The sequence below is a fragment of the Streptomyces sp. APSN-46.1 genome (assembly GCF_022815725.1).
Taxonomy (GTDB): Bacteria; Actinomycetota; Actinomycetes; order Streptomycetales; family Streptomycetaceae; genus Streptomyces.
On record NZ_JALGRF010000001.1, the window covers coordinates 847,720 to 864,684 of the forward strand.

At 71.1% G+C, this 16,965-nt stretch carries 15 protein-coding genes; 12 read left to right on the plus strand and 3 right to left on the minus strand.

Annotated elements, in window-relative coordinates:
• Positions 1 to 52 precede the first annotated feature (52 nt).
• The 3 genes from MTF65_RS03830 to MTF65_RS03840 all read right to left on the minus strand — a co-directional run bounded on the left by MTF65_RS03830 (position 53) and on the right by MTF65_RS03840 (position 3,262).
• Positions 53 to 1,750 (minus strand): phospholipase D-like domain-containing protein, encoded by a 1,698-nt coding sequence (locus tag MTF65_RS03830; protein WP_243626762.1) that lies wholly within the window; start codon positions 1,748 to 1,750, stop codon positions 53 to 55.
• A gap of 114 nt (positions 1,751 to 1,864) precedes the next feature.
• Positions 1,865 to 2,134, minus strand: coding sequence for a protealysin inhibitor emfourin (locus tag MTF65_RS03835; RefSeq protein ID WP_243626763.1), 270 nt, complete (start codon positions 2,132 to 2,134; stop codon positions 1,865 to 1,867).
• Positions 2,135 to 2,170: 36 nt separating this feature from the next.
• Entirely contained in the window at positions 2,171 to 3,262 is a 1,092-nt protein-coding gene (locus MTF65_RS03840) for a M4 family metallopeptidase (protein WP_243626764.1), read from the minus strand.
• Between the two features lie 500 nt (positions 3,263 to 3,762).
• Here MTF65_RS03840 and MTF65_RS30435 point away from each other — a divergent pair, with 500 nt between their 5' ends.
• The 12 genes from MTF65_RS30435 to MTF65_RS03900 all read left to right on the plus strand — a co-directional run bounded on the left by MTF65_RS30435 (position 3,763) and on the right by MTF65_RS03900 (position 16,946).
• Entirely contained in the window at positions 3,763 to 5,991 is a 2,229-nt protein-coding gene (locus MTF65_RS30435) for an ATP-binding protein (protein WP_243626765.1), read from the plus strand.
• Positions 5,992 to 5,994: 3 nt separating this feature from the next.
• On the plus strand, positions 5,995 to 6,837 hold the full coding sequence (locus MTF65_RS03850) for a Pvc16 family protein (RefSeq protein ID WP_243626766.1): 843 nt from the start codon (positions 5,995 to 5,997) through the stop codon (positions 6,835 to 6,837).
• Between the two features lie 34 nt (positions 6,838 to 6,871).
• Positions 6,872 to 8,017, plus strand: a complete 1,146-nt coding sequence (locus MTF65_RS03855; RefSeq protein ID WP_243626767.1) for a phage tail sheath subtilisin-like domain-containing protein — start codon at positions 6,872 to 6,874, stop codon at positions 8,015 to 8,017.
• 33 nt (positions 8,018 to 8,050) lie between these two features.
• Positions 8,051 to 8,491, plus strand: a complete 441-nt coding sequence (locus tag MTF65_RS03860; RefSeq protein WP_243626768.1) for a phage tail protein — start codon at positions 8,051 to 8,053, stop codon at positions 8,489 to 8,491.
• 5 nt (positions 8,492 to 8,496) lie between these two features.
• Complete coding sequence (locus MTF65_RS03865; protein ID WP_243626769.1) at positions 8,497 to 8,859, plus strand: hypothetical protein; 363 nt, start codon at positions 8,497 to 8,499, stop codon at positions 8,857 to 8,859.
• Positions 8,860 to 9,016: 157 nt separating this feature from the next.
• A complete protein-coding gene (locus MTF65_RS03870; RefSeq protein ID WP_243626770.1) occupies positions 9,017 to 9,988 on the plus strand; it encodes a DUF4157 domain-containing protein in 972 nt (323 codons plus the stop codon).
• Position 9,989: 1 nt separating this feature from the next.
• A complete protein-coding gene (locus tag MTF65_RS03875; protein ID WP_243626771.1) occupies positions 9,990 to 10,739 on the plus strand; it encodes a LysM peptidoglycan-binding domain-containing protein in 750 nt (249 codons plus the stop codon).
• On the plus strand, positions 10,736 to 12,382 hold the full coding sequence (locus MTF65_RS03880) for a phage baseplate assembly protein V (protein WP_243626772.1): 1,647 nt from the start codon (positions 10,736 to 10,738) through the stop codon (positions 12,380 to 12,382). Before MTF65_RS03875 ends, MTF65_RS03880 begins: the two co-directional genes overlap by 4 nt.
• Positions 12,383 to 12,395: 13 nt before the next feature.
• On the plus strand, positions 12,396 to 12,767 hold the full coding sequence (locus MTF65_RS03885; protein WP_243626773.1) for a hypothetical protein: 372 nt from the start codon (positions 12,396 to 12,398) through the stop codon (positions 12,765 to 12,767).
• A 13-nt stretch (positions 12,768 to 12,780) separates the two neighbouring features.
• Positions 12,781 to 13,170 (plus strand): GPW/gp25 family protein, encoded by a 390-nt coding sequence (locus MTF65_RS03890; RefSeq protein ID WP_243626774.1) that lies wholly within the window; start codon positions 12,781 to 12,783, stop codon positions 13,168 to 13,170.
• Positions 13,167 to 15,251, plus strand: coding sequence for a putative baseplate assembly protein (locus MTF65_RS03895; protein WP_243626775.1), 2,085 nt, complete (start codon positions 13,167 to 13,169; stop codon positions 15,249 to 15,251). Before MTF65_RS03890 ends, MTF65_RS03895 begins: the two co-directional genes overlap by 4 nt.
• A gap of 21 nt (positions 15,252 to 15,272) precedes the next feature.
• Positions 15,273 to 16,946 (plus strand): phage tail protein, encoded by a 1,674-nt coding sequence (locus tag MTF65_RS03900; protein WP_243626776.1) that lies wholly within the window; start codon positions 15,273 to 15,275, stop codon positions 16,944 to 16,946.
• Positions 16,947 to 16,965 lie beyond the last annotated feature (19 nt).

Sequence of the window (16,965 nt, forward strand, 5' to 3'; positions counted from 1 at the left end):
GCAGTCGCGCCGGGGCAACGGGTCGGACGGGTCAGGCCGGGCCGGAGACGGATCAGGCCGGGCAGGTGCCGCGTTCGTAGTCGACCGTGGCGGTGGCCCGGGAGTACTGCCACTGGGGGGCGATCAGCTGCGCGGTGAGCTGCCGGGCCGCGGCCGGGCTCTCGACCACGTAGCCGAAGTCCTGGAGCCAGGCGGGGTAGAGGTTCTTCGAACCGATGTAGAAGGCCGAATCGTCCACGGAGATCAGCTTGTGGTGCTGCGCGTACGGGTGGCCGTCCGCCCACTTCGGGGCGGCCGAGCTGCGGAAGGTGGCCAGCTGGAGGGTCGAGCACATCGCGGTACGGGCGGAGCGCCGGTCTCCGGTCACCAGGGCCAGGCGGTCGCGGAGCGTGTCGCTGATCTCGGAGAGGGACTTGATCTGCGAGTAGCCTCCGCTGCCCACGGCGCCCCGGTTCTCGGGGTCGCTGACGACGATGCGGACCTTCACTCCGGCGGCCATCTTGGCGGCGAGGGCGTCGTAGACGCGGATGTCGTAGCGGGGCAGCGGCGGGCAGGTCGCGTTGAGGTCCTGCTGGGAGATCTCTATGTGCTTGTCGGCGCTGGAGATCAGGGACCGGAGGGCGGTCTCCTCCGGGTTGACCGTGTCGTAGTCGCGGTCGGCGTTGGTGTTGTCGTGGAGGCCGACGACGCACTTGGTGTCGGGCGCGGAGGGCAGCACGGGCTTGAAGACGGAGGCGGGGTCGTTGCGCATGATGCCGACGCCGAGGCCGCCGACGGCGATCACCGGGACGTCACCCGCGGGCGCCGTCGTCGTCGCCGTGTCCTTCGGCAGTGACGGCAGCGACGGCATGCAGGCCGCCCCGTTGGACGAGGCGAACCAGACGCTGGCGATGTTGCTCTTGTTCTGGCAGGTCCAGGACCACAGTTCGTCCAGGTAGCGGCCCGCGGAGGCGGCCGCCGGTCCCTTCAGCGCGAGGTCGACGTCGGCCACCGGGTGGGTGGTCTCCAGGTAGTCGTCCTTCCAGCTGTTGATGCCCCCGGTGACCACCGACTGGCCGTCGACCACGAGGATCTTGGAGTGGTTCCAGGAGAACGCGGTCTTGGACGTCGTCATCGAGGCGACGTTGAGGTCGATGTTCCGCGCGTCCGCGCCGAGCTTGGCGACGAGTTCGTCCCGGTACTTCGACGGCACCACGTTGAAGTGGTAGAGCGGCGCGGCGCCGACCAGGACGCGCACCTTGAGCTTGTTGCCGCCCGCTGCGGAGGCCTTCAGGCCGGAGACGATGGCGTCCTGGAACGCACCGTTGGGGAACGGCGCGAGGGTCGATATGTCGACGGTGCGGGTCGCGTGCGAGATGTTCTCGGTGACCTTCGAGAGCAGGCGCTCGCTGCCCGGTCGCGCGGCGCAGGTGGCGTCACCCCAGCAGCCGGGGGTCTGCAGCAGCCAGTCGCCTCCCCCGGGGGCCGAGGCGTCCAGGGCGTTGCCGGCGGTGCGCTCCCATACCCGGCCTTCGAGGCCGGGGGAAACCTGGCGCAGTGACCGCTCCACGGCGTCGAGGTGCGGTGTCGGTTCCGCGAGGGCCGGCGTGGCGGAGAAGAGGGCGACGAGCACGCCCGCGGCCGCGGCGCGGGCGGTGAGACCGGAGGGGCGAAGTAGTGAGTGGCGGAGCAATGTGGCTTCCTTGCACGAGGGGTTGCCGTCGCCGCGCCGCCCGGCGACACGACCGGACGGGGCGAGGGTCAAGATCAACTCGCGGAAGATAGCAGCATGAACAAAAGGTGAAGAAATTGTGGATACCGAATCCAGCCACCCCGCCGGTTCCACATGGCACGCTGTTCCTACGCGCCGTTCCTACACGCCGCCCTACGCGCCCTCCCCGAGTACGCGCTCGACCAGTTGGCTCTGGGCGTCGCTCAGGCCCGGCTCGGAGAATTCGACGGTGCGGTCGTCGTCCACCGTGACGGTGTACTGGTAGCCGTCGGGCACACCGGCTGCCGGACCGGGCGGGGTGTCGGCCAGGACCTCGCGGGCGAGGCGTTCCAGCTCGGCCGCGTCGGGCCGGCCGGATGTCTCCAGCTCGGCCCGACGCGTCATGCCGAGCAGACCGCCGCTTCTGATCACCCGGATGCGCACGGCGCCGACGGGATCAGACGGAGGGGCGAGGTCTGCTCACCCATTGGCGCTCACGCCCACGTGCGCCCACGCCTTCAGGACCGCCTCGTGCTCCGTCCCCCTGCCGTACCGGCTCGCCGTGGCGGCGACCGTCGCCCGGGCGAACTCGTTGAAGGTCGCGTTCGGGGACAGCTCTCCGGAGGTGAGCGTGTCGTACCAGATCTGCCCGGCCCGCTCCCAGGCGAAGCCGCCGATGGCGCTCGCGATCAGGTAGAAGGCGTGGTTGGGGATGCCGGAGTTGGTGTGGACGCCCCCGTGGTCGCCCGGGTCGTCCACATAGCCGGCCATGTTGTCCGGCTGCGGGTCCTGGCCGCCGAGGAGGGGGTCGTTGAAGGCCGTGCCCGGGGCCTTCATCGAGCGCAGGGCCTGGCCGTGGATCGCCGGGGTGAAGATGCCGGCACCGATCAGCCAGTCGGCTTCCTCGGCGGTCTGGCGTCGGGAGTACTGCTTGACCAGGGACCCGAAGACATCGGAGACCGACTCGTTGAGGGCGCCGGACTGGTCCTGGTAGACCAGGCCCGCCGTGTACTCGGTGACACCGTGGGTGAGCTCGTGGCCGATGATGTCGTGCGAGACGGTGAAGTCGTTGAAGACGCGACCGTCGCCGTCTCCGAAGACCATGCGTTCGCCGTCCCAGAACGCGTTGTTGTAGTTGCGGCGGTAGTGGACCGTGGCGTCCAGCGGCAGGTTGGCGTCGTCGATCGAGTGGCGGCCGTAGGCCTCCTTGAAGAAGTCGAACGTGAGGCCGAGGCTGTCGTAGGCCCGGTTGACGGTGCCGTCGGCCAGCGGGTCGGCACCCTCCCGCCTGACCACCCCGCCGGGCAGCGCGAGGCTGTGCCGGGTGTCGCAGATCGTCCGGTCGAGGATGAACTCCACGGCCGGCACCGGAGGGGCCAGGCTGGGTACTTCCGTCCGGCGCTCGCGGAACGCGGCGTCGACTTCGAGGGTACGCTCGGCGGCTTGGCGGACCTGCGGATCGTCCGCCTCGGCGAGCTTTTCGAGGATGTACGGCGGCAGGATGCCGCAGAGGGAGCGACCGGGGGCGGGCGCCGGGTGTCCCCCGCCGTCAGTGATGTGGGTCGTGGGCATACGGGACAATGTGCCCAGACGGCATCCAAAGGGCCACCCGGCGCTCGGGAAGCTCACTCGGGCGATCTGCCGCGCTGGGCCGATCAGCCGGGCGCACGCCCCGCGCGGCCGCGCCCGACCGCGCGCCGCGTACCGGCCCCGCGGCGCGTACCAGCCCCGCGGCGTCCGCGTACGGGGACCGCCCCGCCTGAAATCGCGCTGCCGAAGTGGCTGTTCACGGCCGCCCCTTCGGCCCGGTGCGCCCAGCGGGTTGCTGCCCCGTCGGTGAACTCGTCGCCGCTGAGGACGGCTTGGGCTACGCGAGCGCGTGCCGCCCTTCGCGCCCCCGCGCGGTGTGGGCGGGGCCGATCCCCTGGCGGCACCGCGCCCCTTGGCGGCGCCCGCCGAGCGTGCCGCTTCCACCCGCATTGCAGGCCCCCATGCGGCGACCTACGCTGAAGGCATCAGTCTTCCTCGGGCCCCGGAACAGACGGGGAACTCTCACTCCTGAGGAGTCTCGCGTGTCCGAACTCCTGACTCCGCCACGCCCTGTGATGGCGGAGTCCCCGCTGCTCGTGGCGCTTTCCCGCCTGGACGACCTGCTGGCACAGGCGGTGGACGCCATGGAGAGCAGGTGCGCCGCGGAAACGGCGGCCGATGCGTTCCCGGGCTTGCACGTGAGCGCCGCCCAGGCGCGGCAGCTGCTCGAACTGCCCCCGGGCCGCCCTCTCCTTGAGGCGCCACCGGCCCGGGAACCCCGGCCCGGATGGGACCACATCACCGCCGATCACGTCGGCTGGCGGTGGCTGCGGAACCGTTACACCCTGTCCGATCTCGAACTCGACGTGGCGCTGATGGCACTGGCACCGGAGGCGGACCTCCGTTACGAACGGCTCTACGGCTATCTCCAGGACGACGTGAGCCGCAAACGCCCCCTGGTCGGACTGGCCTTGGACCTGCTCTCCGGCACCGCCGACGGGCAGCTCGCCGCCCGCGCCGTCTTCGCACCGGACGCGCCGCTGACCGCGCACCGCCTTCTGACGCTCGTCCCCGACCCCCGGGCCGTCGAGCCGCCCCTGCTCGCGCACTTCATGGTGCTGGACGAGCAGATCACCGACGTGCTGCTCGGCCAGAGCGGACTGGACCGCAGGCTCGCCGCCTGCTGCCGTCTGGAGGCCCCCTCGGCCCCGTCCTTCGCGCCCGACACGCCCGCGGAGGCCCTGCTGCGCATGACCGCGTGGTCCGACGGGCAGCGCCCGCTCCGCGTGTACGCCCAAGGGCACACCGGCTCCGCCAGGGGCCGCCTGGCCCACGGCCTGGCGGCCGGTCTGGGGGTCTCGCTCCTGACCCTGGACACCTCCCGACTGCCGGACGACCCCGACGCGGCGGCGGACGTACTGGCCCTCGCGTTCCGGGAAGCATCGCTGCGGGGCGCGCTGCTCCGTATCGACGACATCGAGGGTTTCCGGCTCCAGCCGGACGACCATGACCATGACGTACGCGAACGGGCGCTCGGCGACCTGCTCGCCGAGCACGACGGCCCCGTCGTCGTCGAGGGAGCGCGGGAGTGGACGCCGCTGGACCGGCACGCGCTGGGGTTCCTCCCCGTTGCGGTCGCCCCGTGCGACTTCGCCGCACGACGGGCGCTCTGGGAGCGGGAGCTGGCGGCCCGGGGCGTACGCGCGGCCCCCGCCGACCTGCGCGACGTGGCCGCCCGGTTCCGGCTCGGCCCGGACCGGATCGCGGACGCGGCCCTGACCGCCGTCGGCGAGGCCGCCAGAAGAGCGGCCCCCACCGGCCCCACCGCCCCCACCGGCCCCACGGCCCCCACCGGCGCCACAGCCCCCGCCAGCCCCACCGGCCCCCCGGCCCCCGCACCGACCCGGGCCGAGCTGTTCGCCTCGGCGCGCGCCCAGAGCGGCCACCGGCTGACGACCCTGGCGCACCGCGTCGAGACCGTCTACGGCTGGGACGACATCGTCCTGCCCCCCGACTGCTCGGCCCAGCTCACCGAACTCTGCGAACGCGTGGCCCACTGCCGCCAGGTCATGGACGAGTGGGGCTTCGAGCACACGCTCTCCCGCGGCAAAGGCGTCAGCGCCCTCTTCACCGGCCCCCCGGGCACCGGCAAGACCATGGCGGCCGAGGTCATCGCCCGCGAGCTGGGGCTCGACCTCGTCAAGATCGACCTGTCCACCGTGGTCAGCAAATACATCGGTGAGACGGAGAAGAACCTGGAACGCGTCTTCACCGCCGCGACCGACACCGATGCGGTCCTGCTCTTCGACGAGGCCGACGCGCTGTTCGGGAAGCGCTCCGAGGTGCGGGAGGCGCACGACCGCTACGCGAACATCGAGATCGCCTACCTGCTCCAGCGCATGGAGCAGTACGAGGGCCTCGCCGTCCTGACCACCAACCTGCGCCGCAATCTCGACGAGGCCTTCACCCGGCGCCTGCAGTTCATCGTCGAGTTCCCCCTCCCCGGCGAGGCGGACCGCGAGCGGATCTGGCGGGTGTGCTTCCCGCCCGAGGCGCCGCGCGCTCCCGCCCTCGACTTCGGCCGACTGGCACGGGACTTCCAGCTGACCGGCGGAAGCATCCGCAACATCGTGCTGCACGCCGCGTTCCTGGCGGCCTCCGACGGCACCGCGATCGGCATGCCGCATCTGCTACGGGCGACCCGGCGCGAGTTCCAGAAGCTGGATCAGGTCATGCCCGGAGCGGGACCGGACGGTGGCGGGGAGGGCTGAACCGTGTTCCAGGACCTCGACGCGACCCTCAAGGCCATGCTGGGCGACAGCGGGGCGCCCGAGGAGCTCCGCGCGGCCGACGTCAGCTTCGTCACGCCCGACAAGGACTTCAAGCCCGCCCAGGACACGGTGAACCTGTTCCTCCACGACGTCCAGGAGAACAAGACGCTCAGGAACCAGGCGCCCCTCGTCGAGCAGGTGGAGGTGGAGGGCGCTGGTTTCCTGAGCCGCCGCCCGCCGATGCGGGTGGACTGCACGTACCTGGCCACCGCCTGGTCGCACAAGACCGGTGGGATCAGGACCGAGGAGGAACACCGGCTGCTGGGGCAGCTGCTCCTGTGGCTCAGCCGCTTCCCCGTGATCGACGAGCGCTTCCTCCGGGGCGGTGTGGCGCGGCCGCCCCAGCTGTACCCGCTCCCGGCCTCCGTCGGCCAGCCGAAGGACAGCGCCGGCATGGGCCAGTTCTGGACGGCGCTGGGGGTGGCGCCCCGGCCGGCGCTGTCGCTCACCGTGACCCTGGGCCTCGCTTCCCCCGAGCAGCCGGAACAACTCCCGCCGGTACGGGACGTCCGGCTGGAGCAGGCCTCCCTCGGCCTCCCCGCGCTCCAGGGCCGGGTGCTGCACGTGCGGGACGGCGAGGCGCTGCCGGTGGCCGGGGCCCGGGTGACGGTGACCGAGGCGGGACGGGAGGCGGTGGCGGGCCGTTCGGGCGACTTCTCCTTCGGGAACCTGGACTTCGGCGTGTACACGCTGCTCGTCCGGGTGCCGGGCCGGCCCGACGTGCAGACGCGCGTGACGTACCTGTCCGACCGCCAGGTCCACAACGTCATCCTTCCGCAACCCTGACGCAACGCTTCACGGACGAGGCCAGGAGGCTTCGATGACCAGCTTCGAGACCCGGGCACCGGGTGTGTACCTCCAGGAAATCGAGACCGCCGGGCCGATCGCGGGAGCGGGTACCAGTACGGCGGCGCTGATCGGCCCGGTCGCGCGCGAGGGTTCGGACGTGGTCCCGGGCAAGCCGGTCCTCGTGACGAACTGGACCCAGTACGTGAAGGAGTTCGGCGGGTTCAGGAAGCCGCTGAGCCTCCCCTACGCCGCCCGCGGCTTCTTCGAGAACGGCGGAACCCTGGCCTACATCGTGCCGATCGCCGACATGTCGGGGCTGGAACCCGCGTTGGACGCGCTCACTCACACCCTCGACGTCAGCCTCGTCTGCCTGCCCGGGCAGACGGAGTTCGCGCACCAGGTGAAGGTGATCAACCACTGTGAGGCCATGGGTGACCGTTTCGCGGTCCTGGACGGGGCCCGCAACACGGATGACGCCTCGGACACGGGACCGCTGCGCACCCAGCGCGACGGCCTGATGACCGAGCGGGGGTTCGGTGCCCTGTACTGGCCGTGGATCTCCATCGACGACCCCGGCGCACCGGCGGACAGCCCGGAGCGGATACACGTCGCCCCATCGGGTCACATCGCGGGCGTGATGGCCCGCAGCGACGATCAGCGCGGCGTGCACAAGGCACCCGCCAATGAGGTCGTACGGGGAGCCCTCGACCTGGAGCACCACCTCAACGACGCCGAACAGGGCGCGCTGAACACCCTCAACATCAACGCGCTGCGGACCTTCCCGGGCGGCCCGCCGCTGGTGTGGGGTGCCCGCGCGCTGTCGAGCAAGACGGCCTGGCGGTACGTCAACGTGCGCCGGCTCGTGGCGTACATCTCGGACTCCCTGCTGCGAGGCCTGCGCTGGGCCGTGTTCGAGCCGAACAACACGGCCCTGTGGAAGGCCCTCGAACGCACCGTCACCGAGTTCCTGACGCGTGTGTGGCAGTCCGGCGCACTGTTCGGGCGCACGGCCGAGGAGGCCTTCTACGTGAAGATCGACGAGGAACTCAACCCCTCCGCGGTAAGGGAACTGGGCCAGGTGTTCATCGAGATCGGCCTGGCGCCCACCCGGCCCGCGGAGCACATCGTCATCCAGCTGGGCCTGTGGTCCGGCGGCGGCCGCGTCAACGAAGCGTAGTGAGCGCCGAGAGGGCAGAGAGAGGGACCGGACATGCCTCAGACAGGCCAGCGGGTCGATCCGTTCCGCAGCTTCAACTTCCTTGTGGAGCTGGACGGGATCGCCCAGGCCAGCTTCAGCGAATGCAGCGGCCTGGGGTCGACCACGGAGATCATCGAGAACCGGGAGGGCGGCGACAACACCACGGTGCGCAAGCTGCCCGGCAAGACGAGTTTTTCCGACATCACCCTGAAGTGGGGCATCACTCCTTCGCGGGAGCTGTGGGCCTGGCGCCAGCAGGTGGTGGACGGGAACGTCGTCAGGAAGAACGGCTCGATCGTCGTGTACGACCTGAGCAACCACAGCGAGGTGGCGCGCTGGAACTTCGTCAGTGCCTGGCCGGCCAAGTGGGAGGGCGCGTCGTTCAGCGCCAAGGGCACGGACGTGGCGGTCGACACGCTCGTCCTGGCCCACGAGGGCCTGACGAGGGTGTGACGGCGATGCTGGTCACGGAAGTCGAGTTCGAGCTGCCGAAGGGGTACGTGGACGGCGCCGGGAACCTGCACCGCAACGGCGTGATGCGGCTGGCGACGGCCGCGGACGAGATCTACCCCCTGAAGGATCCGCGGGTGCAGGGCTGGCCCGCGTACCTGATCGTCGTCCTCCTGTCCCGCGTGGTGACCAAGCTGGGCGGGGTGCCGGAGGTCACGCCGGGGGTGATCGAGGGCCTGTACTCGCAGGACCTGGCGCACCTGCAGGACCTCTACAACCGGATCAACGGACTCGCCCCCACCACGGTCCTGATCACCTGCCCGCACTGCGGCCAGGAGCACGAGGCGGAGGTCCCCCGGCCGGGGGGATAACGGGCTACCCCGTGGCACGGGTCCGCCAGGAGGTGGCCTTTCTCGGACGCCATGTCCACTGGACATTGGCCGAGTTGCTGGCCCTTGACCACTCCGAGCGGCTGCACTGGATCCGCGAGACCGCCGCCGCCGCGGCCCGGGAAGGAGATGGCGAACCATGACGGAGGACGGCATCCTGCCGCTGCCGACCCTGGGTGAACGCCTCGACGCCCAGGGGCGGCGCCTCGCCGCGCGTCTGCTCACCCCCCTGCCGTGGGCGGGGCCGCTGGGGGTGTTCATCGGCCATGCGGCCGGGCTGGTGGTGTGCGCCGGCCGGTTCGACCGGATCGAGTCCGATCCGGACCGTCCCGTGCCACTCGTCGCGCCCGTGGTGGGGGGCCGCTCCCGGCGGGCGTACGGTGCGCCGCGCGCCGAGCCGCCGGCCCCGGCCGCACCGGGGGCGCGCCCGGCCGGCGATCCGGCACCCGGGCGGCTCCCGGCCCCGCCGACCCCGGCGGAGGCCGCGGGCGGGCCGGCGGGCGATGCCCTGCCCGCCCCGGCCAGGGCGCGGCTGCGGTCGGCCGTCGGGCCCGCGGCCGACGCGATGCGGGTGCACGACGACGAGCCGGCCGACGCGCTCGCGCGCGCCCACCGGGCGGATGCCGTGACGATCGGGCGTGATGTCTTCTTCCGGCACGGCCGGCTCAGGCCGCGGGAGGAGCGGGGCTTCGGGCTGCTGGTCCACGAGGCGACGCACGTCCTGGCGCTCATGCGGCCGGGAGCGGCCTGGCACCGGGCGACGGGAGCCGGAGCCCGGGCCGAGGAGGCGGAAGCCCTGGCCAACGAACGCGCCGCGGCCCCGGGTGTCCTCGCCCCGGGAGCCGGTCTGCCGCCGGGCCCGTCCTCGTCGCCCCGGTCCGCGCCCGCCGCCGGACACTCCCCCGGCTCCCCGCTCACCGCCCCGCCGCCGACGACGCCGCCCCCGGCCACGCCCTCCGCCTCTCCCGCCGCGCGCCCCCTGGCGGCCGCGACCGACCGCGACGGCGCCCCGGCGGCCGCCGCGCCACCGCTCGACGTGGGGGCGCTGCGGCGGGACCTGATCGACGACGTGATGCGCCAGTTGCGCACCGAGTTCGAGCGCGGAGGCTGACGTGCCGAGCACCCCGTTCCGCCTGCCCGCGGTCCCCGGTCCCGCGCCGGTCAGTGCCGCGCTGGCCAAGGCCGAGATCATCGACACGGCCTCGGGCGAGAGCTTCTCGGTGATGTTCAATCCGGAGGAGCTCAAACTCGACCAGGGCAACAGCTTCGCCGAGATCGGCATCCCCGGCCTGAACACCCCGCCCGTGCAGTACGTGCGCGGCAGGGCCCGCACCCTCAGCATGGAGCTCTTCTTCGACACGTACGAGGCCGGTACGGACGTCCGTGCGTACACCGGCCCGATCGTGCGGCTGTTGGACAAGCAGCCGCGGACCCAGGGTCCGCCGATCCTGCTCTTCTCGCTGGGCGGCTTCCAGTTCCGCTGTGTGCTGGTCGACGCGGGCCAGCGCTTCACGATGTTCCTCCGCAACGGCACCCCGGTGCGCTCCAGCCTCTCCGTGCGCCTCCAGGAGTACGTCCCGACGGACATCGATGTGCGCCGAGGCGTCTTCTTCGCGTCGCCGACGGTCTCGGGGATCGCCAACCGGGCCACGGAGACGGCCCGGTCCGCGATGGCGGGATCGCCGTCGGTCCACGTCGTGGTGCGGGGCGACACCCTCAGCGGCCTCGCGGGAATCTACCTCGGCGACCCCGCCCTGTGGCGTGAGATCGCGGACGCCAACCGCATCGCCGACCCGCTGGACCTCGTACCCGACACGCGCCTGGTGATTCCACCGAAGGGGCGGGGAGGCGGGCGGAGATGACCACCACGTCCTACGCGCCACGCTTCGACATACGCGTCGCGGGACTGACCATGGCAGCCGAACTGGCCGACCAGGTGCTGAGCATGACCGTCGAGACCAGCCTGGACCTCGCGGGCACCTTCAGTTTCGTCCTGCGCAACCCGGACAACAGGCTGCTCGACTCGCCGCTGCTGGATCCGGGCAAGACGGTGGAGATCCACCTCGGGTACGGCAACGACCTGAAGCCGGCCTTCCTCGGGGAGATCGCCGCCGTCGAGCCGTCGTTCCCGCAGAGCGGTCCGCCGACCGTACAGGTGTCCGGCTACGACAAGTCGTACCGCATGCGCCGCGGCCAGCCGGAACCCACCGAGTACACGTTCATGAACGACAGCCTGGTGGCCGCGCGGATCGCGGTGGAGAACGGGCTCGTCCCCGTCGTCGATCCGACTCCGGGCCTGAAGGAGAAGATCACCCAGGTCGAGAGCGACATGGCGTTCCTCCAGGACCGCGCCCGGCGCTACCACTTCGACGTCTATGTCGAATGGGACCGGCTGCACTTCCAGTTCCCGCGCCCGCAGGCAGCCGCCCACGTCCTCGAATGGGGCCGGAACCTGTCGAGCTTCAGCCCGCGCGTCTCGGCTTCGGCCGCCGCCGGCCTGCAAGTCGTCCGCGGGTACAACCAGGAGCTCGCCCAGACCGTCCACGGCCTGGCCCTGGCCGCGGACCTCGACGTGGACCAGCTCACCGAGCGGCTCGGCAGCTCCGCGGCCGACCTGCTGCTGACCATGGCGCGCAAGGGCATCCGCCGGCACGCGCTGGAGAATCCGCTCGACGCGAAGATCCTCGCGGAATCGCTGCTCGCGGAGCTGCTGGAGGGCATGTACGAGGGCACCGGCTCCTGCGTCGGCATCCCCGGGCTGACCGCCGGCAAGTACATCGAGATTCGCGGCGTCGGCAAGCGCTTCAGCGGCACCTACCGGCTTCGGAAGGTGACCCACCGCATCGACGACGGCGGCTTCATGACCGATTTCTCGATCAGCCAGCGCGGCCATTCCAGCCTGCTCGGCATGCTGCGCAAGCAGATCGTGGAGGCACCGCCCCCCAACCGCGCCGAGCCGTTCCACGGTGTGGTCGTCGCCGTGGTGGAGGACAATCACGAAGTGATGGCCGTGCCGCCCAAGGCGCCGATCGGCCGCGTGAAGGTGTCCTTCCCCGGCCTGTCCGACCGGTTCACCAGCGGCTGGGCGCCGTGCGCCCGCCCGATGGCCGGGAAGGACATGGGTTTCTACTGGCTGCCCGAGATCGGCGATCAGGTGCTGGTCGCCTTCGAGCACGGAGATCTGAGCAAGCCGTACGTCATCGGCGGCCTGTGGAACGCCGATCAGCCACCCCCCGCGACCAACGACGACGGCATGAACAGCACCCGCGTCATCAAGAGCCGGGCCGGCCACAGCATCACCTTCGACGACACGAAGGCCGGTGGAGAGCTGGTCATCAAGGACGGTGGCCGGGGCAGCTCGATCACGCTGAACGCCGCCGACGGTTCACTGACCATCAGCGCCGAGGGAGATCTGAAGATCACGGCGGGCGGATCAGTCACCCTGGCCGCGGCGGGGGGCGCGACGAAGATCACCGTGAACGAGCGCGAAGTCGACATCACCTGAGGAGGGACCTCGGATGGGGAAGGTACTGACGACAGCGAGCACGGTGACCTGCGGGCACCCGACCCCGGTACCGCCCGAGCCGCCGCCATCGCCCATGCCCGGTCAGGTCACGGCCTCCAGCGAACGGAAGCTGAAGGTCCAAGGCAGTCCGGTCCTCGTGAAGTCGAGTCTTCTCCAGGCCGATGTCAAGGACTGTCCCAACACCGTCTCGCCCGCGAAGCCCTGCAAGAAGGTGACGGGCGTGGTCTCCGGCGAGTCCCTCAAGCTCAAGGCCGGCGGCTCTCCCGTCATGCTCGACGAGATCAGCCTCACGACCGATGGCTCGGTTCCACCACCGCCGGTTCTGAAACCCGGAGCCGGCCAGTCGAAGCTCAGCTCAGTGTGATCCGGAGGCCACCATGGAGTCCGACGTCCACGGTCGCGGCATCGCCTTCCCGCTCCGGTTGGGGGCGGCGGGATTCGAGGAGTCCGCGGGCCGGCGCAAGATCCAGGAGTCGATCCGGATCATCCTCCACACGCAGTACGGCGAGCGGGTGATGCGCCCCGACTTCGGCTGCAACCTGGGGCGCCTGATGTTCGCGCCCAACAACGAGGCGACGGCCGGCCTCGCCCGCTACTACGTCGAGGAAGGCCTGACCCGGTGGGAGCCGCGCATCGAGCTCCTCGACGTCACGGTCACGAACGACAACGAGCGGGCGGCCCTGCTGATCGACATCGGCTACCGCATCCGCGCCACGGGTGCCACCGACCGGGTCGTCCACCCCTTCCTGCTGGAGCGGTCGCGATGACTCCGGAATCGAAGCGCGGGCGCGTCCAGCCCCCGAACCTGGACGACCGCACCTGGCAGGACCTGGCCGAGGAGATGCGCGCCCTCAGGACGTCGTACGCGCCGCAGTGGACGGACGACCAGCCGAGCGACATCGGCATCACGCTCATCGAGTTGTTCGCCTGGCTCGGCGAAGGAATCATCTACCGGTTGAACCAGGTACCGGAGAAGAACTACATCGCGTTCCTCAACATGATGGGGATCACGCGCGACCCCGCCACCCCGGCGGCCACGCACCTCGCCTTCAGCACCAAGGCGGCGTCGGTGCGGGTGCCGGCGGGCACCCAGGCCCACACCCTTCCCGCCGAGGGCGAGGCCCCCATCGTCTTCGAGACCGACGAGGAGGTCACCGTCCTGCCCTTCGCGCTCACGACGGCCCTGCTCCTCACCCCCGACCCCGACGACGACAGCCTCTTCGTCTACGAGGACGTGTCCGCCGACCTGGTGGGTACGGGAGCCGGGCGGCGGCTGATCCCGGTGCGGCCCGCGCGGACGACACACCTGTGCCTCGGCTTCGAGGACGCGGCCCCCGGGGAGATCGTGCTCCGGCCCCGGCTGTTCCGGCCCGTACCCGAGTTCCCGGTCGCTCAGGTGACCTGGGCGTTCTCGACGCCGGAGCAACAGCCCGATGAGTGGCCCGGGATCGGCCCCGTCGGCACGACGACGGACCTGCACGACAGACCCGTACGCCTGCCCGTGGCGGCGTCGTGGACCGCCCAGAATCCGGACGAGGACTGGGGCGGCGTGAGCCCTGCCGCGGGCTCTCCGTTCTTCGGCGCGTCGCGCTTCTGGATCGACCTGCGGATCACCCATGAGGTCGGTGCGCCGCCGCTGGAGATCGGCCTGGACCAGGTCCTCTTCAATGCCGCTCCGGCGCACACGGCGCTCACCCTGCGCGCTCCGGAGATGCTGGGCGAGAGCACCGGCGAGCCCTTCCAGGTGTTCGCCCTGCGCCACCGTCCGCTGTACCGGCGTCCGGACCTCAAGGCCCCGTACGCCGATCTCGAAGTCCAAGTCGGCCAGGGCACACCGCCGGTGTGGGAGACCTGGCAGCTGGTTCCCGAGCTGCTGCCGGGCCCGGGCACGGTGTACCGGCTCAACCCGGTGACCGGGGAGATCGGTTTCGGAAGCCACGGCGAACGCGACACCGAGGGGCACGGCAGCATCCCTCCGCCGGGCAGTCTGATCCGGGCCAGGAAGTACCGGTACGTCGCGTCGGGCACGGCGGGCAACGTCTCGGGCAGCCAGATCGTCGTGGTCGGCACCAAACCGGACGGGACCGTGCCCACCGACATCAGCGGCGTCACCAACATCGCGGCGGCCATCGACGGCTGCGACGAGGAACCGATCGAGGAGACGCTGCGGCGGGCCCCGGAGGAGCTGAAGATCCGCAACCGCGCGGTCACCGCCGACGACTACGCGTACCTCGCCCGCGAGGCGACCAGCGACGTCCGGATCAGCCGGTGCCTGGCTCCCCACCCGCGGCACGGCACACCCTGGACGTTCGGCGGCATCGACCGCGCCCCCGGGAACGTGACCGTCATCGTCGTACCCGACCAGGGCAAGCTGGTGGCCCGACCGGAGCCGCCGCCCGAACTGATCGACGCGGTACGGGGCTACCTGGACGAACGCCGGGACCTGACCGTCCGGCTGTTCGTCCACGGACCCCGTTACCTGCCGGTCGTCACCAAGGTGTCCGTGGTCGTGTGGCGGGAGGCGGCCCGCGCCGGCGTCGAAACGGCGCAGGTCGAGGCCGACGTCAGACGGAAGATCACCGACTTCCTGCACCCGACCCGCGGCGGGCCGGACGGCAGGGGGTGGGAGGTGGGCCAGCACGTTTTCGGCTCGGACCTCTTCCGGGCGGTCATGCCCTCCGAAGAGGTGGGATACATCGAGCAGATCACCGTCGCGCCCGGCCCTCCCGCCTACCCGGGCAACCGGCCCTTCGCGCAACCGCCGCCCGGTGCCTCGGTGCAGGTGGCCGACTACGAACTCGTCTGCGCGGGCCCGTCGACCGTGACGGTCAAAGAGTCGCCTTCGTGACGGAGAGGAGGAACTGTGGCCATGCCCGAGAGCAGTTATCTGCGGTACCTCCCACCGGTGCTCTGGGAGGGTGCCCCCGAGGACCCGGACTTCTCCCTCGCCGGCGCGCTCCGCGTCTTCGAGAAGATCCTCACCGGTATCGCCGATGAGGTGCCGATCCCGCACGGTGGCCATGCCCATCCGCCGATCGGGGAGCTCATCGCGCGACTGGACCGGCTCTTCGATCCGTGGACCACGCCGCCGGAGTTCCTGCCGTGGCTCGCGTCGTGGGTTTCCCTGGGCTTCCCCGAAATCCAGGGCCAACAGCTGTGGGACGAGTACCAGCGGCGCAAGGCCACCGCCGAGATCACGCGGATCCACCGGCGCAGGGGGCTGCGCTCCGGGCTCAACACGTTCCTGGACCTGTACTCGGTGGGCAAGGTACGGCCCCGGGTGGCCCTGGACGACGGGTCCTGCCTGTACACGGCGCGTCTGGAGGCCGGTCTCCCCGCGCCGGTCTCCGCGCTCCCGACGTTCCGGCCCCTCATCGAGGGCACGTCCGAGGTGGTCCGCGAGGGTCTGATGCGCCCGTGGTGCGTCACCCGGGCACCGGACGGCAGTCTCTTCGTCGGCGACCGCGGCCTCCCGGAGGACGTCGCCATCGCGCCCCGGCGCCGCGTGTGGCGCCTGAACCCCGCGGGACAGCCGGACCTCGTCGGCAGTCCGCCTCTCCCCCGGCCGCTGGTGCCCGCGCAGGCCCTGGGCCAGATCATCGCGGTCACCGTGCGCCCCGCCCGGGCCGGGCAGCCGGAGACGTTGTTCATCCTCGACCACACCGGAAGGATCTTCTCGGTCCCGGCTCCGTACACCGCGGAGTCCGCCACGGAGCTCACGAGGATCTCCCCGGCCGGCACGTCGGTGTTCCCGCTGGCGATGGCCGTCGACGGCCAAGGCGATCTCCTGGTCCTGGACCGCAAGCTCGTACCGGGTGAGGTGGCGACCCCGAGGGTCTTCGTCATCCGTCCCAGCCCCCTGGCAGTGACGGTCAAGGATCTCGACCAGAACCTCATCAAGGAGCCGCTGTCGCTGTTCGTCGACCGCGACGGCGCGCTCGTCATCGGCGACGGCGGCGACCAGCAGACGCCGCCACCACCGGGATCCGGCGGCGGCAACCTGGTGAGGGTCGTCCGCGGCAGCACGGCGTGGACACACACCCGCCTCCTGCCGCCGGACAACGCGCTGGTCGCGCCCACCGCGGTCGCGCGCACCGCCGCCAACCGCCTGTATGCGCTGGATGCCGGCCTCAAACCGTTCTGGCCCTTCCCGTCCGTCACGACCGACGCGTTCATCCTCCTCAAGGCGCTCCCGGCATGCGTCCATCTCGTGGAGACACCACCCGGGGGAACGGCGGCGACGACCCTCCGGGTCACCGAACCGGGGCACTTCGTCAATCCCACCGGGATGACGGCGGTCGGCGAGCACCTGATCATCTGCGATCCCGGCCAGACCGAATTCGCCGGAGCCGGTCTCCCCACTTACCAGTCCAGGATTCAGCCCTTCGAAATCAATGTGGTCATCCACTTCTCCGCGACCGAACTCTCGGCGGATCCGGTGAAGCAGCGGCGCGAGCTCAACCAGGCGGTGGGCACCATCAAGGCCATCGTCGAGCAGCACAAGCCCGCGCACTGCCGGTTCATCGAAGTGACCACCATCTAGCAGCGATGAGCGGTGAGTG

Coding starts and splice junctions, on each gene's coding strand:
- MTF65_RS03840 (WP_243626764.1), bottom strand. CDS start 3,262: ATGCCCACGACCCACATCACTGACGGCGGGGGACACCCGGCGCCCGCC.
- MTF65_RS03855 (WP_243626767.1), top strand. CDS start 6,872: ATGACCAGCTTCGAGACCCGGGCACCGGGTGTGTACCTCCAGGAAATC.
- MTF65_RS03860 (WP_243626768.1), top strand. CDS start 8,051: ATGCCTCAGACAGGCCAGCGGGTCGATCCGTTCCGCAGCTTCAACTTC.
- MTF65_RS03865 (WP_243626769.1), top strand. CDS start 8,497: ATGCTGGTCACGGAAGTCGAGTTCGAGCTGCCGAAGGGGTACGTGGAC.
- MTF65_RS03870 (WP_243626770.1), top strand. CDS start 9,017: ATGACGGAGGACGGCATCCTGCCGCTGCCGACCCTGGGTGAACGCCTC.
- MTF65_RS03880 (WP_243626772.1), top strand. CDS start 10,736: ATGACCACCACGTCCTACGCGCCACGCTTCGACATACGCGTCGCGGGA.
- MTF65_RS03885 (WP_243626773.1), top strand. CDS start 12,396: ATGGGGAAGGTACTGACGACAGCGAGCACGGTGACCTGCGGGCACCCG.
- MTF65_RS03890 (WP_243626774.1), top strand. CDS start 12,781: ATGGAGTCCGACGTCCACGGTCGCGGCATCGCCTTCCCGCTCCGGTTG.
- MTF65_RS03895 (WP_243626775.1), top strand. CDS start 13,167: ATGACTCCGGAATCGAAGCGCGGGCGCGTCCAGCCCCCGAACCTGGAC.
- MTF65_RS03900 (WP_243626776.1), top strand. CDS start 15,273: ATGCCCGAGAGCAGTTATCTGCGGTACCTCCCACCGGTGCTCTGGGAG.